Raw genomic sequence first — 23,694 nt, forward strand, 5'->3', positions numbered from 1 at the left:
TTGAATTGCGCAAACAAATTCATTCAAAAATAACCCGCCCTCACAGAAAATTCTGCCGTTCGACCAAATAGGTGTTCAAAACCTTGGAGAAATTCGCTTGTACGTCTACCTCGACATATTTGATCTTGTACTGCGCACATTTTAAGCGCAGCGCGGCAAAATACGTCTCTACCCCCTTTTCATAGGCTTCCTTAATGGTATCGGCATAGAGATCGATATGATCTCCGGTCTCTACGTCTAAAAAGCGTTTGGGGGTATTATCAAAATCAAAATGGTATTCCGTAGATTTATCCAGTAGGTGAAACAAGACCACTTCGTGTTTGTTATACTTTAAATGTCGCAAGGCATCGAATAGCTTTTCGTCATCGGTGGCGGTTTGGAACATATCGGTAAACAAGAAGATCAAGCTGCGACGTTTGATTTTTTCGGCAATTAAATGCAAATGGGAATAAGTCTCCGTATTCTTGGCCGGGACACTATCGGTACTGATTTCGCTCAACTTTGCCAATAACCGTTGATAATGGCGTTCGCTGCCCTTTTCGGAGGAATAAAAATGATACGCATCGGAGTAGACACTGAGCCCCACCGCATCGCGTTGTCTTTTCAAGATATTCATTAAAGCGGCGATGGCCAATACCCCAAAACCGATTTTGTTCAAATGATCAATACCCAACTTCTTGACCTCGGGATAATACATCGAGGCCGAACTATCCAAAATCATATGACACCGCAAGTTCGTTTCCTCCTCGTACCGTTTGGTGTAAAGTTTATCGGTCTTGGCAAAGAGTTTCCAATCGATATGTTTGGTGCTTTCCCCGATATTGTAAATCTTGTGCTCGGCAAACTCCGCGGAGAACCCGTGAAACGGACTCTTATGAATGCCACTGATAAAACCCTCGACCACCTGTTGTGCCAACAGTTCCAGATTTTGAAAAAGGGAGGCCTTGTTTAATTCGGATTGAAGGTTCATAGTACTAAGATACAGCAAAAAGAAGAAGGAAGCTGGATGCTCGTTATCAGATATAATGGAAGCCAACCGCTACTTTTTCGACTGGAAACAAAAAATCCCGCCTAGGCGGGATTTCAAATGCTTTCATTTTCACTCTTATAAAACGGCGTCAATCGCATCGGTATAGACTTTTTTGGGAGAAACCCCTACTTGTCTGTTCACGATTTCCCCGTCTTTGAATACCAAAACGGTTGGGATGTTACGTACCCCGTACTTGGCGGCAAATTCCTGATTGGCATCTACATCGACCTTGCCGACTACTGCCTTACCTTCATATTCGTTGCTCACCTCATCGATGATCGGTCCGACCATTCTACAGGGTCCGCACCAAGCGGCCCAAAAGTCTACCACAACCGGTTTATCACTTTTTAAAACTACCTCGTCAAAAGTAGCATCCGTTATTTCTAAAGCCATGACTGTATCTTTTATTAATTACGCAAAGTTAGTCAAATATTTGCCGTTTTCCTTACCCAAAGAACATTCATATTGCCTATGACGGTATTGGTTAAAACTATATCCAAGAGCTCTTTAACCCCCCTGTTTATAGATCGCGATTAAATGGGTACGCACCTGCACAGCGGTACCCAGGCTATCGTCGCCTAACGCAATCCGCATCCTTCGAATCGAGGAGCGGCATATGACAGCCAATACAATTGTTACCCTTCCTTAAAACCAGTCGCTCCTCGGCGGAGCAATGGGCCCGAGGTCCCGTCCCTTGATGACACTGAACACATTTTTGATTAAAGGTAGGCAAGTCGCCCCGTTGATTTTCATGAGGACTATGGCAGCTGTTACAATCCATGGTTTCAGAACCTTGAAAACACTTGCTTGCGGTCAATACTCCATACTGATTACCATGTACATCCAAGCTGGCAGGATCGTTCAGGACGGCTTCGTCCACGGTCGAGAAATCGGATAGCCGGTCCCCAGTAAGAAAAAGAAAGGCCGGTCTAAGAGGAGTCCGTACCCCTGAATGACAGAGGGCACAAGCGTCTAAACGTTGTTGTCTGGTTAAGGTATCGTAGGCAATCATGGCATGGGCGGTGGTCATCCCGGGTCGTTTTCGATGAAACTTTACATGGGCCTCCGACGGTCCATGGCAGCGTTCACAATCGATTCCATAGAGGATTTCCTTCTTCCGAAAGGTATTTCCTATACCATAGAGCGCCGTGCTTTTGGCAAAGGTGACGTGACATTCCAAGCAAGAACTGTTCACCGGCCTGGAATCGACAAACTGATTGCGAGACATTCCCGGGCTGTTCGTCCATTCGTCCGTCGGTGATAGTAGGATACCTGTAGTTGATACAGGGCATCGTCTTCCCAACTCAAAAAGGTCTACCCCTTGGTGCCAGAGCCAATGACGATATCCAAGGTATCCCTGGAGGCCATTCGGCCTTCCTTTGTCCAATACGACTCTTGGTACCAACCGTTTGGATCCGCCACCATCCTAAAACCAAGGGAGTCATTCAGATTGTACGTGTTCCGGCCGGCCTCAAAATTTCCTCTGACCGAGCCACTATCGGTGACGCTCGAGGTCCGATGGTGGGCCGTTTTCATATGAGATCGGTACAGATCCGCATGGCATTCACGACAACTTTCGGACCCCACAAAACCCTGACCATTTTCATGGTAGGCAACCGGTTCCAAATCGACGTAAGCCGATGAGGGACCGGACTCTTTACAGGCATCAAAAACGATTAGTGCCAACAAGACCAATCCCCAGACTCCTAGGAATCCAAGAATCTGCCGTACGTCAAGAAATCGATTCATAAGGTTCACACCATCATTATAAGGTGGAAGGTACACAGACAAGGGGAGCGGTAAAAATCAATTCAATTTATAATGTACTTCCTGTTCCTCCAAAACATGTAACAGTTCACTGGTAATCTGTACTTTTTGTTTTCTACTGGAAAGGTTGACCTTGATTTCCTCTTCCATCTCGTACACCACGAAGTTCAAAGGATGGCTGCCCTTGTGAGACACCAACGTGTCCTTTAATCGATGGATACGCTCCTCCTTTAATTCGTCGATATTCAGTTTAATGGTCAATTTCTTGGCGTAGGCCTCCATGACTTCCTGTAGCAGCATAAAACTGTTGAACTGCATTCGCGGATCGCCCTTTTTTCCGGTTTCGCGATTCACCCACCCCTCTCGGACGAACAGCTTGATGTACACAAATGAGTTGATCATTAAAAAGTGGCGGAATTTGAGATATTCCTCCCCAAAAATCCTGAATTCGAATGAATCGGTATAGTCTTCCATCGTGAACGCAGCCCAACCCTTCCCGTTTTTTGAGGTACGGTGCTGCACATCGGTGATGACCCCGGCAAAGGAAAGTTCCCGGTTCACATACTCCTCTAAATTGGCTGCATGGGAGACGCTGGCATTACAGAACGCATTGATCTCGGTCTTAAAATCATCCAACGGATGGCCGGAAATATAAATGCCCACTACTTCTTTTTCGCGTCGCAGTTTTTCCATGGTACCCCACTCCTCACAGGGAGGCACGACCGGCTCTGGAATCTGTACCTCACTGGCATCCCCGAACAAGCTTACCTGGCTCGAGTTTTCGTTCTCTTGAAACTTGGCCCCGTACTTGATTACTTTTTCCAAAAAGGTGATGCCATCACCCTCTTCATGAAAGTATTGGGCCCGATGGGCCGTTCCGAACGAATCGAATCCGCCCGCCACTGCCAAGTTTTCAAATGCTTTTTTATTGGCCGCCCGAAGATCGACACGCTTCGCCATATCAAAGACCGATCGGTAGGGACCGTCCTTTTTTCTGTTCTCCACAATGGTCTCCACGGCGGAACGGCCCACTCCCTTGATCGCACCCATTCCGAAACGCACAGCACCCTCCTTGTTGACCGCGAACTTGTAATACGATTCGTTCACATCGGGTCCCAGCACATCGAGACCCATACGTTTACACTCTTCCATAAAGAAAGTCACCTGTTTGATGTCGTTCATGTTGTTGCTCAACACGGCCGCCATGTATTCCGCCGGGTAATGCGCTTTCAAATAAGCGGTCTGATAAGCGATGTAGGCGTAGCAGGTAGAGTGACTTTTATTAAAGGCGTAGGAAGCGAAGGCTTCCCAATCTTTCCATATCTTTTCCAAGGTTTCGGTCGGATGCCCATTGGCGGCGCCCCCTTCCAAAAACTTGGGCTTCATCTTTTGGAGCACGGCAAATATCTTTTTCCCCATAGCCTTCCGCAACACGTCGGCCTCACCTTTGGTAAAGCCCGCCAACTTTTGGGAAAGCAACATCACCTGTTCCTGGTACACGGTAATCCCGTAAGTTTCCTTTAAATACTCCTCCATATCGGGCAGGTCATAGGAAATCTCCTCCCGACCGTGCTTTCGGGCAATAAAGCTGGGTATGTATTCCATAGGACCAGGACGGTACAAGGCATTCATGGCAATGAGGTCATCGAAAACCGTAGGTTTCAAGTCTTTCATGTGCTTTTGCATCCCAGGCGATTCATATTGGAAAATCCCTACGGTATCACCCCGTTGAAACAGCTCATAGGTTTTCTCGTCATCCAAAGGAAACTCGTCGGGCACCAACTCGATGCCGTGTTTGGCCTTCACGATCTTCACCGTATCCTTGATCAAGGTCAAGGTCTTGAGCCCCAGGAAATCCATTTTCAAGAGTCCGGCACTTTCCACGACCGAGTTATCGAACTGGGTGACGTACAGGTCGGAGTCCTTGGCAGTAGCTACCGGAACAAAATTGGTAATATCGTCTGGAGTAATGATGACACCACAGGCATGGATACCGGTATTCCGGAGCGAACCTTCCAGCACGCGGGCCATTTTCAAGGTCTGGCCCTCCAAATCGTCCCCTTCGGATATATTCAACAGTTGGTGGACCTTTTCCAAATCGTCGGCCCTGAATTTTTTTTTGAGGTCTGTCTCGGAAACCCCGAAAATCTTCCCCAGCTTCGACATGGTCGGAATCAACTTGGCAATACGGTCGGCATCGCCCAAGGGTAGATCCAACACCCTGGCCGTATCCCGTATCGATGATTTGGCCGCCATCGTACCATAGGTAATGATTTGGGCCACCTGATTAGCGCCATATTTATTGATCACATACTCCATCACCCGGCCTCTACCCTCATCATCGAAATCAATATCGATATCGGGCATCGATACCCGATCGGGATTAAGGAACCGCTCAAAAAGCAAATCGTACTTGAGGGGATCTATATTGGTGATTTTAAGGCAATAGGCAACTACGGAACCGGCCGCGGAACCCCTCCCTGGCCCAACTGACACATTCATATTCCTCGCTTCCCGGATAAAATCCTCTACGATCAAAAAGTAGCCGGGATATCCCGAGTTTTCAATGGTCTTAAGCTCAAAATCAATGCGTTCCTCAATTTCGGGGGTGATTTTCCCATAGCGTTCCTTTGCCCCTTCGTGGGTGATGTGTCGCAAATAGGCGTTCTCGCCCCGTTTGCCACCGTCCAATTCGTCTTCCACTTCCTTGAACTCCTCCGGGATGTCGAACTTGGGCAAGAGCACGTCCCTGGCCAATTCGTAGGGCTCTATCTTATCGATAATCTCCTGAACGTTCAATATCGAATCGGGAAGATCTTTGAACAAGGCTTTCATCTCTTCCTGCGACTTGAAGTAGTACTCCTGATTGGGTAATCCGTAGCGATATCCGCGACCGCGACCGATGGGGGTCGCTTGCTTCTCCCCGTCCTTCACACACAACAGAATATCGTGCGCGTCGGCATCTTCCTTGGCACAATAATAGGTGTTGTTGGTAGCGACCAGTTTCACTTGATGTTTTTTAGCGAACTCGATAAGCACTTGGTTCACTCGATCTTCATCTTCCTGCCCATGCCGCATGATTTCAAGATAGAGATCGTCTCCGAACCGCTCTTTCCACCACAGCAAGGCCTCTTCTGCCTGGTTCTCACCGATATTCAGCACTTTTCCGGGAACTTCGCCATAAAGGTTTCCCGTGAGTACAATGATATCTTCCTTGTATTGCTCAATGACTTTTTTATCGATTCGGGGCACGTAATAGAATCCGTCGGTATAAGCGATGGACGACATTTTGGCCAGATTGTGATAACCATTCTTATTCTTGGCCAGCAGTACGATTTGATACCCGTAATCCTTTACATTTTTATTGGTGTGGTCCTCACATACGAAGAATTCACAGCCGACAATCGGGATAATTTCCTTGGCGACCGGTGCTTCCCCTTTTTCAAAGGCCTCGGCATTCCTTTCCCTAACCGATTTGTTATGGGCGCCGATTTCCTTTACAAAATGAAAGGCCCCCATCATATTGGCGTGATCGGTGAGGGCGACGGCGGGCATTTGATGGTCGGCGGTCGCCTTTACCAAGGCCTTAATGTTAATCGTGGATTGCAATACCGAAAACTGGGAATGGTTGTGTAGGTGTGCAAAGGCAGCCTCCTCGAGCGTCTCGAGGTTTTTGGTCATTTGCGCTTCGGACACCCCACCGGTATCTTCTTCCCAAAGTTGGTCGGCAATCTTCCTGGAAGCCTTCTTAAGGTTGATATGCCTAAGACCGATCAGTTCAATCTCCTGGGGATTGGCCTCCGAAAAGTTGTGGAAATAGTCGGGTTGTACATCCAATTTTTCCGCCGGATAGTGTTTTCTTCGGACCAACTCCAAAAAACAGCGGGTGGTCGCTTCGACGTCGGCGGTCGCATTGTGGGCCTCATCGAACGGTTCCTTAAAAAGATACTCGTGCAGTTCGGTCAGTGTGGGCAGCTTGAACTTACCGCCACGTCCGCCCGGAATCTGACAAAGTGCCGCCGTCTCCTCGGTACAGGTGTCCAATACGGGCAGTTCTTGCAAGGCATTATCGATTTCTGCACGATAAAACTCGGCCCCCATGATGTTCAAGTCGAAGCCAACGTTCTGCCCGACCACAAATTTGGTCCGGGCCATGGCCGCATTAAACTTTTCCAGCACCTCGACCATGGGTACGCCCTTGGCTTCGGCAAGTGCGGTAGAGATACCATGAACCTGTTCCGCATCGTAGGGGATGTTGAATCCGTCGGGCCGTATCAAATAATCCTGATGCTCCAACAGATTTCCCATCGCATCGTGCAACTGCCAAGCGATTTGAACACATCGAGGCCAGTTGTCGGTATCGGTGATGGGCGCATCCCAGCGTTTGGGAAGACCAGTGGTTTCGGTATCAAAAATCAAATACATCCAGACGGGTTTATGGTCGTTAACTAGAAGCCTATAAAAATAACAAAACGGCCTCCCCTGTAAAAGAAGAGTTTTAACGAGTTATCAACGCACAAAAAATCCGAGTGTCCCCACACTCGGATTTTCTCTAGATTTGGAACTTAATCCTATTTTTAGGATACTAGTTCTTCGTATTTTTTGGCCACTTCAATAGAAGCTTGAATAGCGTCCCGCTGCCTTGTCAGCAACTGTCTAGTAGATTCTGGTAATACAAATTCATCATTGTTTAAAATTTCATTGTACTCCTCGACCGTTTTTTTCTCGCCGCGTGCTACTTCTTCCAACATTCGTTCTTCCTCATTTGAGGAGAGGGAGCTAGTTAAATTCATCCATGTTCTATGAATGCTTCCTTTTACACTTCCGCCTTTTTCCGGTAGTTGTCCGAAACTACTTATCTCGGTTTTCAACTCATGTCCGAAATTATAGCGCTGTTGTACGCGTTCTCCGAAGAACTTTTTGATGGATGGATTATCCACCTTATCCTGGGCCAACCTATAACCCTTTTCAGCGTCATACGTTTTTTCCAATAATTCATTTAATTTGTTTGAAACTTTTTCAGAATACTTCATTTTATCTCTTATCATTTAAGTTAATAACGGTTATTGTTTTTCAATAACAACTATTTATAAGATAACAAAAATTCCCGGAAAACCTAATATTTACGGGGGTTTAGCGTTATCTTAACATTTTGTTGGGACAATGTTAAATCCCTTAACAATTAAAGGGCTTTTTTTTCCGTTCCATATTCATTGTAACATCAAAAAAGAAAACCTATCTTTGCATCCGCTTTAAAGAAAGCACACTTAAAGAATTAATAACCGAGGGTCGGGCACCCTACATAATTAATGTGATATGCCAGTTAAAATTCGATTACAGAGACACGGGAAAAAAGGAAAACCATTTTATTGGATCGTTGCCGCGGATAGCCGCGCCAAAAGAGACGGAAAATTCCTCGAAAAGTTAGGCACCTATGATCCCAACACCAATCCGGCTACCATAGACCTCAATTTAGATCATTCCTTGGAATGGTTACAAAATGGCGCTCAGCCTACCAATACCGCTAGGGCTATTTTATCGTACAAAGGGGTACTGATGAAAATGCACTTATTGGGAGGAGTCAAGAAAGGGGCTTTTACAGAGGAGCAGGCCGAAAAGAAATTTCAGGCTTGGTTGGAAGAAAAGGAAGGAAGAATTCAGGCCAAAGTCGGAAACTTGGATAAAGCGAAGGCAGACGCGAGGGCGGCTGCTTTGAAAGCGGAGAAAGAAGCGAACGAAAAACGTGCCCTGGCAGCCGCGGAGGCCGAATTGCCGGACACCCCTGAAGGAGAGGATGCAGCCGCTGAAGTAGAGGCCGTAGCAGAAGCCCCGGCCCCCGAGGCAGAGGTTGCACAATCAGAGGAAACAGCCCCTGTCGTAGAAGAGGTAGTCGAAACTCCGGAAGTGCCCCAGCCCGATAAGGAGAATGCGGACCACACCCCGGTTGCACCCGTCGTGGAAGAGGAAGTCGTGGCGGCGAACGAGGATATGAAGAAAGCACCGTCCGTTGAGGAAGTAATGGAGGCTAGCGACGAGGAGGTACAACCTGCCCCTACTGCCGAAGAAGCTTCGAGCGAGGAGGAATAAACAAGTTCCGAAACGGATGCGAAAAGAAGAATGCTTCTACCTCGGTAAAATCGTTTCAAAATTCAGTTATAAGGGTGAGGTACTCGTAAAACTCGATACCGATGAACCCGAACTATACGAAGAAATGGAATCAGTATTCGTTTCAATGCGAAACAATCTGGTTCCATTTTTTATTACCAGAAGCCGACTACATAAGTCGGCCTTGTTACGGATCGATTTCGAGGAAGTGACATCCGAAGAAGAAGCCGACAAGATGATTGGATCGGAGCTTTACCTGCCGCTTTCCTTTCTACCCAAATTAGAGGGCAATCGATTCTACTTTCACGAAGTCATCGGTTTTGGCGTTTCCGATTCGGTTCATGGCGATATCGGAATCATCACCGGGGTCAACGATACTACCACCCAAGCCTTGTTTGAAGTCGATAAGGATGGTAAGCAACTATTGATTCCCATCACCGATGACATTATAACAAAGGTCGACCGGGACAACAAGACCATTCATGTTACCACACCCGAAGGCTTGGTAGATCTGTATTTGAGTTGAATTCAAAATGCCGCCCGCAACCAATTAACTTTTCCAATCATTTCCATTTCGCTTATATTTAGGCAAACCAAAGGCTGTTATGCTATGCGCCGACTATTCCTAATTTTTGCCATAATCCTCCTTTTCTCGTGTGGAGAAAAAGCTACGAAGTCCCTTGAATCCACTCCTGAAAATCCTCCCAATATCGTTTTGATTTTCACCGACGACCAGGGCTATCGTGATGTAGGTGTCTTTGGTGCCGATGACATCGCTACTCCCCATCTCGATCAATTGGCCAAAGAAGGAGTCAAATTGACAAGTTACTATGCGGCACAAGCGGTATGTTCGGCTTCAAGGGCCGGAATCTTGACCGGTTGCTACCCCAATCGAATCGGTATTCACAACGCCATGATGCCCAATAGTAATAAGGGATTGCATCCGTCCGAAACCACTTTGGCAGAAATGCTCAAGGGTAAGGGATACCGAACCGGTATATTTGGGAAATGGCATCTCGGGGATCATCCTGATTTCCTTCCCACCAAAAACGGATTCGACGAATGGTTCGGCATTCCCTACTCCAACGATATGTGGCCATTGCACCCGCTACAAGGCCCGGTCTTTGACTTTGGTCCGTTGCCGCTCTATAGCAACGAACAGGTCATCGACACCTTGACCGATCAAACCAATCTCACCACCCAAATAACCGAACACAGTGTTGAGTTCATCAATAGCAACAAAAATCAGCCTTTCTTTCTGTACGTGCCCCATCCGCAGCCCCATGTTCCCCTCTTCGTATCGGAGAAGTTTAAGGGAAAGTCCAACAGGGGGCTATATGGGGACGTCATAATGGAGATCGATTGGTCGGTGGGTCAGATCCTGGATGCGCTCAAGACAAACGGCCTGGACGAGAAGACAGTGGTGATTTTCACCTCGGACAACGGACCATGGTTGGCCTATGGCAACCATGCCGGAAGTGCCCTTCCTTTTCGGGAGGGAAAAGGTACGGCTTGGGAAGGAGGTCAGCGAGAACCTTTTATCATACGCTATCTCGACAAGCTACCAGCAGGAAAAACAATTGATGTGCCGGTTATGGCAATCGATATCCTCCCTACGATTGCTGAAATAACAGACACTAAACTTCCCGAAAAAACAATTGACGGCAAAAGTGTTTGGAAGGTCTTCACCGGGGAGAGCGATGAGAGTCCGCAGGAGGCCTATTTCTTTTATTATCGCGTCAATGAGCTTTTCGGGGTGCGATACGGTAAATGGAAGCTCTATTTTCCGCACACCTATCGCAGCATGGAGGGACAGGAACCTGGAAAAGATGGTTTACCAGGAACGTACAAAATGGTCGATTTAGAAGAAATCGAACTCTACGACCTAGAAAAAGACCCTAGCGAAACCAACGATGTGGCCGCCGAGAATGAGGAAGTGGTGGAAAAAATAAAACTGCTTGCCACTACCATGCGCACGAGATTAGGGGATGCTTTGTTGGATTTGGAAGGAACGGAAACCAGACCACCGGGAATCGTAGAATAGGAAAATCGTTACCACCAAAAAACCATCGCCGCTAAGCGATGGTTTCCTTTTTTAAATCAACTATACGTATTGTTACTCGTTGCTTCCGATATTGCCTTGGGCCACCAAGGTGGCTAGATCATCCGCACTCAAGTGTACATTGATATAACCGTCGTATTGCAATACATCATCATATCTAAAATTAGTTTCGTCATCCAGCGCGCTCACATTCGTTTTGCTCGTACCACTGTCCCCATCGACCGGGGTAAAGGTAAAAACGATCGGGCCGCCTTCCGCTGCGGAATTCATGTGTATATGGGCCGGATGTTCACCACCCTCAGGGGTATTGACCAGCTCTAAAACAGCCAATGCTTCCCCATTGATTCTTTTGGTAAAGGTTGCGGTACCCTCAATGCCATCCACATCCACTGTGGCCAGCGTATAGGTCTTGGTGTCTTCCATTAGATCATTTTGTCCAATATCGCCTTGGGCAACCAATGTTCCCAAATCATCGGCGCTCAAATGCACGTTAACGTACCCGTCATATCCAACAACATCATCATATAAAAAGGCGGTGAGACCGTCGTCCAGTACTTCTACGTTGGTGAAACTTTTGCCCGTCGTACCGTCCACAGGGTTAAAGGTGAAGGCGATCGCGCCGCCCTCGGCAGCCGTGTTGAAGTGAATATGCGCGGGATGTATACCTCCTTCAGGGGTATTTTCCAAGCTAATTTCTGCCAAAGCTTGCCCGTTCGTTCGCTCTGTAAATGTGACGGTTCCCTGAATATCCTCAACAGCGACGCTACCCAAATCATACGTCACCGACTCATTGCCCAATTCATTTTCACCAATATCGCCCTGTGCGACCAAAGTGTCCAAATCGTCGGCACTTAAATGTACGTTAATGTAACCGTCGAAGGTCAATAAATCGGAGTAGGAAATCGGGGTACCATCATCCAATTCCGAAAAGGTAATCTCACTTTCACCAGTGGTTCCGTCCACTGTACCAAGGGTTACTGCAATACCACCACCTTCGGCCGCCGTATTAAAGTGGATGTGTGCCGGATGCTGTCCCCCATCAGGAGTGTTCACCAACGCTATCGTTACCGTGACGGAGTTATCGCCATTATCCGCAAAAGTAGCTGTTCCCGATATGTCGGGATCGGTCACTGACCGAAGCTCATACACCTTGGTATCACCGATTACGGGATCTATTGGCGCGCCCTGGTCGTCGTCGTCGCTACAGGATACAAAAAATAAAATCATGACTCCAAAGGTCATGGTTGCAAGCTTTTCCAAATATCTTTTCATAATATATTATTTTTGTAGGAAGCTATGTTTTCTACACCAGCCCCATTAGCCCAATTCAAAAAAATCTTGCCGCTATAGAAAAATTATTGGACATTGAACACATATCCAATATGCCCCTTATGAAGTCTGATCGCTTCTCATTCAAACAATTCACTGTAAATCAAAATCGTTGCGCGATGAAGGTAGGTACCGATGGGGTCTTATTGGGGGCTTGGTCTTCCTTGGACAACAATCCTACGTTGATATTGGATATCGGGGCCGGAACGGGCCTCATCGCGTTGATGCTCGCACAGCGTAGCGCTGCCGAGGTGGTTGATGCCATCGAAATAGATGAAAACGCCTACGAGCAGTGCGTGGATAATTTTGAAGCTTCCCCTTGGAGCGACCGTTTATTCTGCTACCATGCCGGCCTTGACGAATTTGTCGACGAGATTGAAGAGTGCTATGACCTCATCGTTTCCAATCCACCCTTCTATCCAGAGAACGTCTCGAGCGGTAATCTAGCCAGGGATGTCGCCCGGCAAAGCCAGTCGCTACCCTTTGACCAGCTCCTGGACGCCGTTTCAAAACTACTTTCCGAAAACGGCGTATTTGCAACGATTATTCCCTTTAAGGAGGAAGCCGATTTTTTAGGATTGGCCCTAAGCGTCAATCTCTTTCCAAAACGTATTACCCGTGTAAGAGGAACCCCCACATCAAAAATCAAAAGAAGTTTGTTGGAACTATGCCGTTTGGAAACGGAGACCCGGTTTGATGAACTGACCCTTGAAATCGAACGCCATAAGTATACCCCTGAATACATCGCCCTTACCCGGGAATTTTATTTGAAGCTATAGCCCCTTATAACAATCTTTGAATAGGCCTCGTAAGACATGTAGGTCCGCCGCCGCCCTTCAAGCTAATTTCCTCCCCTTTGTAGGTAATGACCTCACAACCTACTTTTCGTAACGCGGCTTCGGTCATCGGATTACCGCTCACCATAAGGCATTTTCGTGGCGCCAATGCCAACACGTTACATCCCATGCTATCGAAATCCGTATCGGCGACCTCTACCAAATCGAATCCCATATCCAATAGGCAATTTCGAAATCGAATGGGCATAAGCGGCGAATAGACCACTGCTAGATCTTTATCTATTGGGCTGAAAATCGACATGAGATGAAATACATCCTCGGCGCCCCTGTAATGAGGTAGGTCTACGCTGATCACGGTTACTCCAAAAGGTGAAAGGAATTGCCTCAATTGCCTGATGCCTTCTTCATTGGTGCGGTAGGTAAGTCCAACGGCTAATGTACGGTCGTTTATCCATGCAACATCACCTCCTTCCAAGGTACCGGGCGATACGATAGCTCCCAATATTTTTTGTCCGTTTTTTTCCAAAACAGCTCGCTGCGCAGCAGGTTCGGGCATTCTATCCGTCTTACCCATCCTACACAGTATCATCCCATAGTCTGTTGCAATCGATGCATCCCGGCAGTAGATTGCATCAATGGTCACCGAACCATCCTGGGTAAAATAATGGATTTCCCTGGTCGATTGTTCCAAAATTTTGCGAAAGATCGCATACTCCTCCTTCGCCTTTTCAAAGTCTGGCATGGAAGTATAATGCAGAGCTTCCCACTCCTTATCCAGTTTTTGGCGTCCTACAAAACCCGCCTCCACGGATTTAATATAAACCGAATGTAATTTTCCGTACTCGGAGTGACAGGTGAACTTCATGGGTACTTTCTTTTAATATCCATCTTTATTTTTCCATTTCATCCATACATAGAAAGGCGTTCCCAGAAGCAGCAGTATAAATCCCCAAAAAACCGATTTTTCGCCGGCTCCGTAAATGGCCCATAGGGCATAGGCAAAGGCCAAACTCCCCAATACAAAAATACTGATAACGGAATTTCCCTTGGAAGAACGATGAACAGCAATAGAAACATAGGCCGCCGCAGAGAATAGATAGGGAACCAAACAGCATAGGGTCGATAGCAATATCATAAATCGAAACTGAGCTACCAAACCCTCCGAATAATTCATTAGTATGAGTATGGAGCTCAAAACACTTCCAATAATCAAACTCCAAACAGGAACTCCCATCTTATTTTCTTTCCTAAAAATTTTGGGGAATAGTCGATCTTGCGCCGTGGCCCTGGCCACCTGACTCTGTATCAATATCCACCCGTTCAAGGCTCCAAAACTAGCAATGGCAGCACCGGCGGCCACGAATTCGGCACCTATCTTGCCACTCATGATTTGCATGGCATCCGCAAAGGGAGCGGGTGATTCCGCCAACCGGTCCAAGGGTATCATGCCCATCACCACTATCGTACTCAGTATGTAGATGACCGTTGTAACGATGGTACCCAAAATAGTAGCCCTTGGAATCGTTTTTTCCGCATCTACAACCTTATCTGCGGGCACCGTAGCGCTTTCCAGGCCCAAGAAAGCATAAAGCGTCATGGTACCAGTGACGGCAATAGCGGAAAAAGACGATTGGCCACTACTGTTGAAAGGCATAAAATTATCGAAATTAAAAAAGAAGAAACCACCTATGATTATGACTACTATGGGTACCAGTTTGAGCATGGTGGTTACCACTTGGATTTTTCCCGAAGTGCGCACACCCCTCGTGTTGACCCAAGTCAAAACCCAGATTGCAGAAAGACTAACCAGAACCGCCACTAGCGGATTTCGCTCCAAGATTGGAAAGAAAACGCTTAAGGCACTTACGAAGGCAACCGCTATGGCACTATTGGCAACCCATACGGAGATCCAGTATCCCCAGGCTACCAGAAAACCTACATAATCGCCAAACCCTACTTTGGCAAAAGCATAAGGGCCGCCACTTTTATTAATGACCATGGTGCTAAGCTTGCCGAATACCATTGCCAAAAGCAATGCGCCCAATGAGGAAACCAGCCATCCTATGATACTAATACCCCCAAAGCTAGCCAGGGCGGAAGGCATTAAAAATACGCCCGCCCCTATCATATTCCCTATCACCAGGGAAGTGCTCATCCAAAGGCCTAACTTTTTACCCTTCTTAGAATTCATTATTCGTTTGCCCCTGGTTTAATGTTCGGTTCTAAATAATTACATTTGGTAAGCTACGCCCCAAAGTACAAATAAAAAAATCATGTCAAAGCCCTTCCATATCGATAAGGACATTACCAAAGCCGAGACCTTACCGGCCTCATTTTATCGAGACTCCGAGGTCTTCGAGAAACTCAAAGAGGCCATTTTTTATCGATCATGGCAGTGGATCGGGCATGAGAATATGTTAAATGAAGCTGCCAACGTCCACCCCTTTGTGCTTTTAGATGGTTTTTTGACCGAACCCATGGTTTTGACCAAAGACTCGGAAGGGCATTTACATTGCTTGAGTAATGTTTGTACCCACCGTGGTAATTTAGTAGTCGATCAAACAGGAAAAACAAAGAAATTGATTTGCGGCTATCATGGAAGGCGTTTTTCGTTGAATGGTAGTTTTGAACACATGCCCGAATTCAAGGAGACCCGGGATTTTCCAAGACCCTGTGATCACTTGTATCGGTTCCCTTTGCGACATTGGGGCCCTTTTCTGTTCGCCGGGCTGGAACCTTCCTTCGATTTTCAACAGGTCATCGACGGTATGAACAACCGGGTCGGTTTTCTCCCTCTGGAAGAATTCAAACTGGACATAAGCCGAAGTAAGGACTATTTTGTCGACGCCCATTGGGCCCTGTATTGCGATAATTATTTAGAGGGGTTCCATATTCCCTTTGTGCATGAAGACCTGGATGCGGTATTGGATTACGGAGACTATGATACGGTGTTGCATCCATACATGAATCTACAGATAGGGTATTCGGAAGGTAGCGAACATGTTTTTGATCTACCGGAAGGGCATATGGATTATGGCAAAAAAGTAGCGGCGTATTACTATTGGGTATTTCCCAATATGATGTTCAACTTTTATCCTTGGGGCCTTTCGATAAATCTGGTGCAGCCTTTGGGAACAAGTCGCACGAAAGTATCGTTCCTCAGCTATGTATGGGACGCCTCTAAACTGGATCAAGGAGCGGGAGCCATCTTGGACAAGGTCGAACTCGAAGACGAGAAGGTTGTTCATGGGGTGCAGAAAGGTGTTCGTTCCAGATTTTACAAAGCAGGTCGATTCTCCCCAACCAGGGAAAAAGGAGTACACCATTTTCATTCCCTATTGGCTAATTTTTTGAATACCGTTTAGTACGACCTTTCACCGGAACATGGATTAAAAAGGTAACAATATACCCATGCCATGTTACGTTTCATTCTTACCTTTGCTAAAATTTTTTCAGCTATGAGACCCGACTTGTTCGAAGCACCCGACTACTACCAACTTGACGATTTACTATCGGAAGAACATAAACTCGTACGCGATGCGGCTCGCCAGTGGGTAAAGCGGGATGTGTCACCCATCATCGAGGAATATGCCCAAAAAGCAGAATTTCCAAACCAAATCTTGAAAGGTTTGGCCGAAATAGGGGCCTTTGGGCCTTATATTCCGGAGGAGTACGGTGGTGCAGGTTTGGACCAAATAAGTTACGGCCTCATCATGCAAGAAATCGAACGGGGCGATAGTGGGGTACGTTCCACCGCCTCGGTACAGTCTTCCCTGGTCATGTACCCTATCTTTACCTATGGTACGGAAGAACAGCGTAAAAAGTATTTGCCTAAGCTGGCCACCGGGGAGTTAATGGGTTGTTTTGGTCTTACGGAGCCCAACCATGGCTCCAATCCCGGCGGCATGGAAACCAAATACAAAGATATGGGTGACCATTATCTTCTGAACGGGGCAAAGTTATGGATTTCGAACTCCCCTTTTGCAGATATCGCAGTGGTATGGGCAAAAAATGAGGAAGGACGCATTCACGGACTCATTGTGGAGCGAGGTATGGAAGGGTTTTCCACCCCGGAGACCCACAACAAATGGTCGTTGCGCGCCTCTGCCACAGGAGAATTGATATTCGACAATGTAAAAGTGCCCAAGGAAAACCTACTTCCCAATAAGACCGGATTGGGCGCGCCCTTAGGGTGCTTGGATTCTGCCCGTTATGGCATTTCATGGGGTGCCATTGGAGCTGCGATGGACTGTTATGATACGGCTCTTCGCTATGCAAAAGAGCGGGTCCAGTTTGGTAAACCGATTGCGGCCACACAGTTGCAGCAGAAAAAACTGGCCGAAATGATCACTGAAATCACCAAGGCACAGTTATTGGCCTTTCGCTTGGGGCAATTAAAAAATGAAGGGAGAGCTACTACTGCGCAAATCTCCATGGCAAAGCGTAACAACGTGGAAATGGCCATCAAAATCGCCAGGGAGTCCCGTCAGGTTCTAGGAGGTATGGGGATAACCGGTGAATACAGTATTATGCGACATATGATGAATTTGGAAAGTGTGATTACCTACGAGGGAACACATGACATTCACCTACTCATCACCGGCGCCGATATCACCGGAATGCCCGCATTTCAATAAAAAGTAATACTTTGGCATCGTCAAACACCTTTGATGATTCCTTATGAGATACTTTTTAGCATTTCTTTTTCTGCTATTCGTTTCGTGCAAGACCGAAACCAATCAAAAAGCCGAGACATCGACCTCCTCGGAACATTTCGTAAGTCAACCAAATAAAGGAGTACAGCCCCCGGATGTTCTACTGGGCAGTCTATTCATCGATGTGCAATTACAGGAGGTTTTCCCAGACAGCAAAACATTTGTAGATTGTACCGCGAAATACCCCTATGAGGAGATACGGGTCAAATACAATACGGAAAAGAAGAAGGAAGGCTTTGATCTAAAACAATTTGTTGCATCCCATTTTGATATTCCACCTTCCGTATCTTCCGATTTTAAATCAGATCCCAATAAATCGGCCGTAGAACATGTGAAGGTATTGTGGCCGGTTTTAAAACGGGAATCGGACAGCAATCAAGAAGGCAGCACCTTGATTCCCTTACCCAAACCCTACATTGTTCCCGGCGGCCGTTTTCGCGAAGTGTACTATTGGGACAGCTATTTCACCATGCTCGGATTGGTAGAAAGTGGTGAATTTGAATTGATTGGGAACATGCTCGATAATTTCGCGCACCTCATTGAAACCGTGGGCCATATCCCCAACGGAAATCGGACGTACTACATCACCCGGTCACAACCTCCCTTTTTCGCGCAGATGGTAAAACTGTTGGCCAAGGAAAAAGGGGATACCATTTACACAAAATATAAGGAAGCCTTAAAAAAGGAGTATGAATTCTGGATGGATGGCCGTATGGCCACCAATCAACCGATCAGGCATTGCGTGAACACCCCGAACGGGATCGTAAACCGGTATTATGATTCAGGGGACACCCCGAGGCAGGAATCGTATCGGGAGGACTTCTTCCAAATACAAAAACTCGCAGGGGGTAAAAAAATGTATAGGGATTTGCGCTCAGGGGCCGAATCGGGCTGGGACTATACCTCGCGGTGGTTTGCCAATAAAAAGGATATCGAGACCATCGAAACCACCGATATTATTCCCGTAGACCTAAATGCCTTGCTTTACGGACTTGAAGAAGTGTTGACGGTATGCTATGCCGATGATGCAGCCTATGTAGCCGCCTTAAAAACTAGTATGGCGAATCGTGCCACCTTCTTGGATACCTATTGTTGGAATGCCAAGGAGGGGATTTATGAGGATTTCAACTGGGTACGACAACAAAGAACTGGTGTTCAATCGTTGGCAATGGTGTATCCGTTGTACTTTAAAATGACCAGTCAAATACAGGCCGACGCGGTAGCCGGTTATATTAAGGAACACTTTCTGAAGCCGGGAGGGGTCGTCACCACCCTGAACAATACCGGAGAGCAATGGGACGCACCCAATGGCTGGGCGCCTTTGCAATGGATGACTATCATTGGTCTTGAAAATTACGGGCATCATGATTTGGCCCGTACCATTGCCGAAAGATGGGTGGCCTTAAACGAAAAAGTATACCGTAATACGGGGAAATTCGTCGAGAAATACAATGTGGAGGATATGGGTCTTGAGGCCGGAGGGGGAGAATATCCCCTTCAGGATGGTTTTGGCTGGAGCAACGGGGTGTACTTGGCCTTAAAATCCCATCTGGAAAAGAAGTAAGAAACAGCCCTTTCAACATGTTCAATCCCGAATGTACTCCAATACCAGTTCATCATCCGCGATATCGGGATTGTCTACATAAGTAAGCCTTAAAACATTATCTTCTATCACATAACGGTATTGATTGCCATTTTCAAGGGTAATCAAATTTCCGTCGGCGGCATACGAATAGGTACCGGAAGCTCCCAAGAATCGGAGTTCTTCGGAATTTGTTACTGTAAGCATGCTGCCCTCAAAGGAAATACCATGCACCGAAAAATCGGTGTCAGGGTCGAAAAAGCAAAAACAAAACGCATTGGTCAATTCCCATTTTCCTTCCAATTCTACATTAACGATATCATCGCTGCCTTTGGAACAAGAGGCCATCAAGAGGACGGCAAGAAGTAAGGTGGTTATTCGTTTCATTTCATTTAAGTGGTGGTACCTCCATTACTATAACGTACTATTTGTGGCACAAGTATCGTGCCCAAGCGATTTTTTCGAAAAAAAATAATCCCAAACCACTAAAAACATAGAAACACACCACAGAATATAAGGGCTACACATCATTTTTTTTCTTCCCTCGAACCTTGTTGGTATGTTTACACCGTAATCAACGAAACGTAAATTTTTTCATTTTCATATAGTGTTCTCGTAAAAGAGCCCGTCTTTATAGATAGGGCTCTTTTTAGTAATAAAAATGTTTGGTCAACTCTGATGTAAAAAAAAGAAAACCAAGGTCTGTCGTGGGAACGAACGAGCGAAGTGGTGATTGCCTTAGTAGCTTTGGGTCGACTTGGCCTTGAGCAGTTTGGCGACGGTATTCCAAAAACTACTGGAGGTTGGATTCAGGTCCATGGGTTTGGCGGGATTCTCGATATAGGAACTCACTAATAAAATCAGGTATTGCAATTGATGGTTGGTCCCCATAAAATTCTCATACGCCATTTCCCAACTATCGAATTCCCTGGATTCGATATCGCCATGCGCCAGCACCTCTATATCGGTGTGCCGGTCATCTTCCTTGATCTTATCGAAAAGCCGAAGCACCTTGATCTGACTTCCCTCCAAATATTGTAGAAATTCTCCCTGATAAAATAGCAGACATCCGGTGATGCCATTCGCTTTGTTCGCAGTTCGTGAATGTTCCAACATGTCTTGGATATTCGATTGCCCAAACCCTGGACGTGCCTTGGAGCGATATACGAGACTAAACATAAGCGGTAGTCCTATTGGTAATACGTTGAAAGATACTCATTTTTCATTAAACATAATATAAAGAACCGTTCGGGATTGATATTTATTTACTATCCTTCTTCAGGAACAGTTCCCGATTGGCCGTTTTCATGTCGGCATACCTGGGATCTTGAACATAATCTTCCTTGCGCATCTTGATTACCTCGATACTCAAGAAACCAAATTCACTGACCACCTTGCCATAAAAGCGATACACCCCCCTACCCCTAAAAAAGTACTTTGCCGCCACTGGTGGGAAGAGCACCGTATCGAACACCTCGCCCTGTTGATCGACCAAAGTCGCAAAATGCATTTTTTTACCATTGTGGGTGCTGGTGTTCTTAACCGTAACCAGATAGCCGTAAATATCGATATACCTATTAAGATACCGTGCCAGGTCTTTACTGCCATTGGCATTCATCGGGGGCTCCTGCAACAGTTCAAACGGACTACACAAACAGAAACCCAACAGTTCCAGCTGCGTAAAGGCCATTTCAAGGTCTGTGGTATGCAACCGGGGGATTCGAAAATCTTGCTGCTTGGGAGCGAACAGCTTGGGATGGTCGATTTTTTTTGACTTTCCTAAAAATAGATGGGCTTTCCATAAGAGCTCGTGCTTATTGGTATGGGTAAACCGAAAGGCATCGATGCGGATCAAGATGCCCAACTGTTCAATGGATATCAAGACCCGATCTAGAAAATCTTCCAACGAAAGAAAGATTCCGTTCAGGATACGCTCCTTCAGGATCCGCTCGGTTACCCGGGCTTCAAGGTCTTTGAGGTACCCAAAGCCCAGATACAGTTGTTTCCCATAAAGACGGTTGGTTCCAAAACTGCTGTTGATACAAGGAGGGTGGATCGTAGCCCCCAGCATACGTGCCTCATGGATATAAAACTCGGAGCGGTAAAAGCCCCCGCCATTGTTGAGCACCGCTACCATATATTCCAATGGATAGTAGGCCCGTAAAAACAACGTCTGATAACTTTCAACAGCGTACGAAGCGGAATGCCCCTTGGCAAAGGCATAGCCGGCAAAGCTGGCCACCTGGTCCCAGATCTCAAAAATCAGTTCGTCGCCATAGCCTTTTTTTCGACAGTTGTCGATGAACTTCTCCCTTACTTTTTGAAATTCTTCCCGGGAACGGAACTTACCGCTCATCCCTCGGCGCAATACATCGGCCTCACCCAAGGTAAGATCGGCAAAATGGTGGGCCACTTTTATCACGTCTTCCTGATAGACCATCACCCCATAGGTATCGGGCATAATATTCAACATCACAGGATGTGCCTTTTCCTCGGCCCTACCCTTGTTTCGATGCCGTAGAATATACTCCCGCATCATACCACTTTTAGCGACCCCGGGGCGGATAATGGAGCTAGCGGCTACGAGACCCAGATAGTTATCGACCTCCAACTTTTTGAGTAACATGCGCATGGCGGGCGACTCTACATAGAAACAGCCCATGCATTGCGCAGTCTTGATCAGGTCGTTGATTTTAGAATCCTCCTTGAACCGCTTGATGTCATGTATGTCGATTTTGGCAAAGTCCTCCGGACGATCCCGTTCCAGGATTTCCATACTTTCCCTGATTTTCGCCAATCCCCGTTGCCCAAGGATATCGAACTTGTAAAGCCCTACATCCTCGGCGATGACCATATCGAATTGGGTGGTGGGGAACCCTTTGGGCGGTAAATGGGTGGCCGAAAACCAGTGTAGGGGTTTTTCGCTAATGAGGATACCTCCTGCGTGAATACTCAGATAATTGGGCATGCCTTCGAGCAGTCGCGTGTATTTGACTACCAAGGAGGAAACCCCGTCTAAACGGGACATTTGAAAATGACCGTCGGACAAGGCATCGATTTCCTCCTTGGGGAGTCCGAATACCTTTCCCAACTCGCGCACCATGCCTTTCCATTTGAACGTAACGTAAGTACCCAACAGGGCCACATGTTGAAACCGTTTAAAAATATACTCGGTCATGATGGGCCGATCGCGATGTGAAAAATCAATATCAAAATCGGGCGGATTGGCCCGATAGAGATTGATGAACCGTTCAAAATAGAGATCGAGCTCCATGGGATCCACGTCGGTAATACGCAGCAGATAGGCGACAATACTGTTTGCCCCGCTACCGCGGCCTACGTAGTAAAAACCTCTTCTCCTCGCTTCGGAAACAATGTCCCAATTGATCAGGAAGTAGGAGACGAAACCCATTTTCTTGATGAGTTGTAATTCTTTGTCCAAACGCGCTTTCACGGCATCTCCCCCTTCCGGATAGCGGTAGGGCAGGCCTTCTTCGCAAAGTTTTTCCAACAATACTACATCTTTCTCCTTACTTCCGGTATAGGTCTTTAGATTCTGCGGTTCCCGTCCCTCGGAAAAGTCGAACTCGATGCTACAGGCGTTTAATAGTTGTTCGGTATTTTCCAATATAAAGGAGTGTTCGGCAAAGACCGCCGCCAGATTTTTAATAGGGAACATCTTCTCCTCCTCACTAGCTTGCTCAGTAATCGATAGCTTGCTCAGCAACGTATTATTATCAATGGCACGTAACAACCGATGGGCGTTAAAGTCTCGCTTGTTCCGAAATGTAACGGGCTGCTGAACTACCAGTTTTTCCTTGAAACCAACAAGCTTCGAAAAACGCAATCTTTTGAGGTTGGCAACGGAAATACCGATGAATTCATGTTCCCGGAAGGATGCTATTTCATGGAGCAGTACCTTCTCAAAAGGATAAATGACATACGCATTTTCAAAGCAGGGGGCAACGGGCGGAAATTCCTTTTCCCGGTGTAGGTGTTCCGATAAGAAATTATTCAGTTCCAAATATCCCTCATTGTTCTTGGCAATTCCAACATAACAGGGATCGACCCCGTTGCGAAAGTCGACACCCAACAAGGGTTTGATACCAAATTCAGGGGCCTTCCTGACAAAATTGAGGCATGCCGAGGTATTGTTGATATCGGTCAATACCAATTGGGCTACCTGGTTCCCTTGCGCCAATCGCAAAAGCTCCTCCTCCGAAAAGGTACCGTAGCGAAGGCTGTAATATGTGTGACAATTTAAATAGATGTTAGATGTTGTATTTTAGATATTAGACTTTTTAAGT

General features: G+C 46.7%; 18 protein-coding genes and 1 pseudogene. 7 read left to right on the top strand and 12 right to left on the bottom strand.

The genetic code is table 11. The features are described 5' to 3' along the window. Positions 1-40: 40 nt before the first annotated feature. The 6 genes from FK220_RS04240 to FK220_RS04265 form a co-directional block, all read right to left on the bottom strand. On the bottom strand, positions 41-970 hold the full coding sequence (locus FK220_RS04240; protein ID WP_152573022.1) for a DUF58 domain-containing protein: 930 nt from the start codon (positions 968-970) through the stop codon (positions 41-43). A gap of 135 nt (positions 971-1,105) precedes the next feature. Continuing rightward, positions 1,106-1,423, bottom strand: coding sequence for a thioredoxin (gene trxA, locus FK220_RS04245; protein ID WP_152573023.1), 318 nt, complete (start codon positions 1,421-1,423; stop codon positions 1,106-1,108). 175 nt (positions 1,424-1,598) lie between these two features. Further along, positions 1,599-2,258 (bottom strand): multiheme c-type cytochrome, encoded by a 660-nt coding sequence (locus tag FK220_RS04250; RefSeq protein WP_152573024.1) that lies wholly within the window; start codon positions 2,256-2,258, stop codon positions 1,599-1,601. Positions 2,259-2,344: 86 nt separating this feature from the next. After that, a complete protein-coding gene (locus FK220_RS04255) occupies positions 2,345-2,779 on the bottom strand; it encodes a hypothetical protein (RefSeq protein WP_152573025.1) in 435 nt (144 codons plus the stop codon). Between the two features lie 57 nt (positions 2,780-2,836). Further along, positions 2,837-7,222 carry a DNA polymerase III subunit alpha gene (dnaE, locus tag FK220_RS04260; protein WP_152573026.1) on the bottom strand — a complete coding sequence of 1,462 codons (4,386 nt, stop codon included), beginning with the start codon at positions 7,220-7,222 and terminating at the stop codon, positions 2,837-2,839. 152 nt (positions 7,223-7,374) lie between these two features. Continuing rightward, positions 7,375-7,830, bottom strand: a complete 456-nt coding sequence (locus FK220_RS04265) for a ferritin-like domain-containing protein (RefSeq protein ID WP_152573027.1) — start codon at positions 7,828-7,830, stop codon at positions 7,375-7,377. A 283-nt stretch (positions 7,831-8,113) separates the two neighbouring features. Here FK220_RS04265 and FK220_RS04270 point away from each other — a divergent pair. From FK220_RS04270 to FK220_RS04280, 3 genes and pseudogenes are all read left to right on the top strand, one after another. Next, positions 8,114-8,701, top strand: a pseudogene (locus tag FK220_RS04270) (30S ribosomal protein S16); the annotation flags it as partial. Positions 8,702-8,900: 199 nt separating this feature from the next. Then, positions 8,901-9,428, top strand: a complete 528-nt coding sequence (rimM, locus tag FK220_RS04275; RefSeq protein ID WP_152573029.1) for a ribosome maturation factor RimM — start codon at positions 8,901-8,903, stop codon at positions 9,426-9,428. 84 nt (positions 9,429-9,512) lie between these two features. Continuing rightward, positions 9,513-10,946, top strand: a complete 1,434-nt coding sequence (locus FK220_RS04280) for a sulfatase family protein (RefSeq protein WP_152573030.1) — start codon at positions 9,513-9,515, stop codon at positions 10,944-10,946. 72 nt (positions 10,947-11,018) lie between these two features. Here the strand turns inward: FK220_RS04280 and FK220_RS04285 are convergent, their stop codons facing one another. Further along, entirely contained in the window at positions 11,019-12,236 is a 1,218-nt protein-coding gene (locus FK220_RS04285) for a CHRD domain-containing protein (RefSeq protein ID WP_238718889.1), read from the bottom strand. Between the two features lie 176 nt (positions 12,237-12,412). Here FK220_RS04285 and FK220_RS04290 point away from each other — a divergent pair, with 176 nt between their 5' ends. After that, on the top strand, positions 12,413-13,072 hold the full coding sequence (locus tag FK220_RS04290; protein ID WP_238718890.1) for a tRNA1(Val) (adenine(37)-N6)-methyltransferase: 660 nt from the start codon (positions 12,413-12,415) through the stop codon (positions 13,070-13,072). A gap of 4 nt (positions 13,073-13,076) precedes the next feature. Here the strand turns inward: FK220_RS04290 and FK220_RS04295 are convergent, their stop codons facing one another. Both FK220_RS04295 and FK220_RS04300 read right to left on the bottom strand, forming a co-directional pair. Continuing rightward, a complete protein-coding gene (locus FK220_RS04295; RefSeq protein WP_152573032.1) occupies positions 13,077-13,955 on the bottom strand; it encodes a dimethylarginine dimethylaminohydrolase family protein in 879 nt (292 codons plus the stop codon). A gap of 12 nt (positions 13,956-13,967) precedes the next feature. Beyond that, the gene (locus tag FK220_RS04300) at positions 13,968-15,281 is read right to left on the bottom strand and encodes an amino acid permease (RefSeq protein ID WP_152573033.1); all 1,314 of its coding nucleotides are present in this window, start codon (positions 15,279-15,281) and stop codon (positions 13,968-13,970) included. 82 nt (positions 15,282-15,363) lie between these two features. Between FK220_RS04300 and FK220_RS04305 the strand changes: the two genes are divergently transcribed. The 3 genes from FK220_RS04305 to treF all read left to right on the top strand — a co-directional run bounded on the left by FK220_RS04305 (position 15,364) and on the right by treF (position 19,369). Next, positions 15,364-16,455: an aromatic ring-hydroxylating oxygenase subunit alpha gene (locus FK220_RS04305; RefSeq protein ID WP_152573034.1), complete on the top strand. Its 1,092-nt coding sequence runs from the start codon at positions 15,364-15,366 to the stop codon at positions 16,453-16,455. Positions 16,456-16,548: 93 nt separating this feature from the next. Next, the gene (locus FK220_RS04310) at positions 16,549-17,727 is read left to right on the top strand and encodes an acyl-CoA dehydrogenase family protein (RefSeq protein WP_152573035.1); all 1,179 of its coding nucleotides are present in this window, start codon (positions 16,549-16,551) and stop codon (positions 17,725-17,727) included. Positions 17,728-17,770: 43 nt separating this feature from the next. Continuing rightward, positions 17,771-19,369, top strand: a complete 1,599-nt coding sequence (treF, locus tag FK220_RS04315; protein ID WP_152573036.1) for an alpha,alpha-trehalase TreF — start codon at positions 17,771-17,773, stop codon at positions 19,367-19,369. Positions 19,370-19,390: 21 nt separating this feature from the next. Here treF and FK220_RS04320 read toward each other — a convergent pair whose 3' ends face one another. From FK220_RS04320 to FK220_RS04330, 3 genes are all read right to left on the bottom strand, one after another. Continuing rightward, positions 19,391-19,774: a hypothetical protein gene (locus FK220_RS04320; RefSeq protein WP_152573037.1), complete on the bottom strand. Its 384-nt coding sequence runs from the start codon at positions 19,772-19,774 to the stop codon at positions 19,391-19,393. A 351-nt stretch (positions 19,775-20,125) separates the two neighbouring features. After that, positions 20,126-20,566 (bottom strand): BLUF domain-containing protein, encoded by a 441-nt coding sequence (locus FK220_RS04325; protein WP_152573038.1) that lies wholly within the window; start codon positions 20,564-20,566, stop codon positions 20,126-20,128. An 82-nt stretch (positions 20,567-20,648) separates the two neighbouring features. Further along, positions 20,649-23,657 (bottom strand): DNA polymerase III subunit alpha, encoded by a 3,009-nt coding sequence (locus FK220_RS04330; RefSeq protein ID WP_152573039.1) that lies wholly within the window; start codon positions 23,655-23,657, stop codon positions 20,649-20,651. Between the last annotated feature and the right edge of the window lie 37 nt (positions 23,658-23,694).

Source organism: Pelagihabitans pacificus (assembly GCF_009371985.2).
Lineage (GTDB): Bacteria > Bacteroidota > Bacteroidia > Flavobacteriales > Flavobacteriaceae > Pelagihabitans > Pelagihabitans pacificus.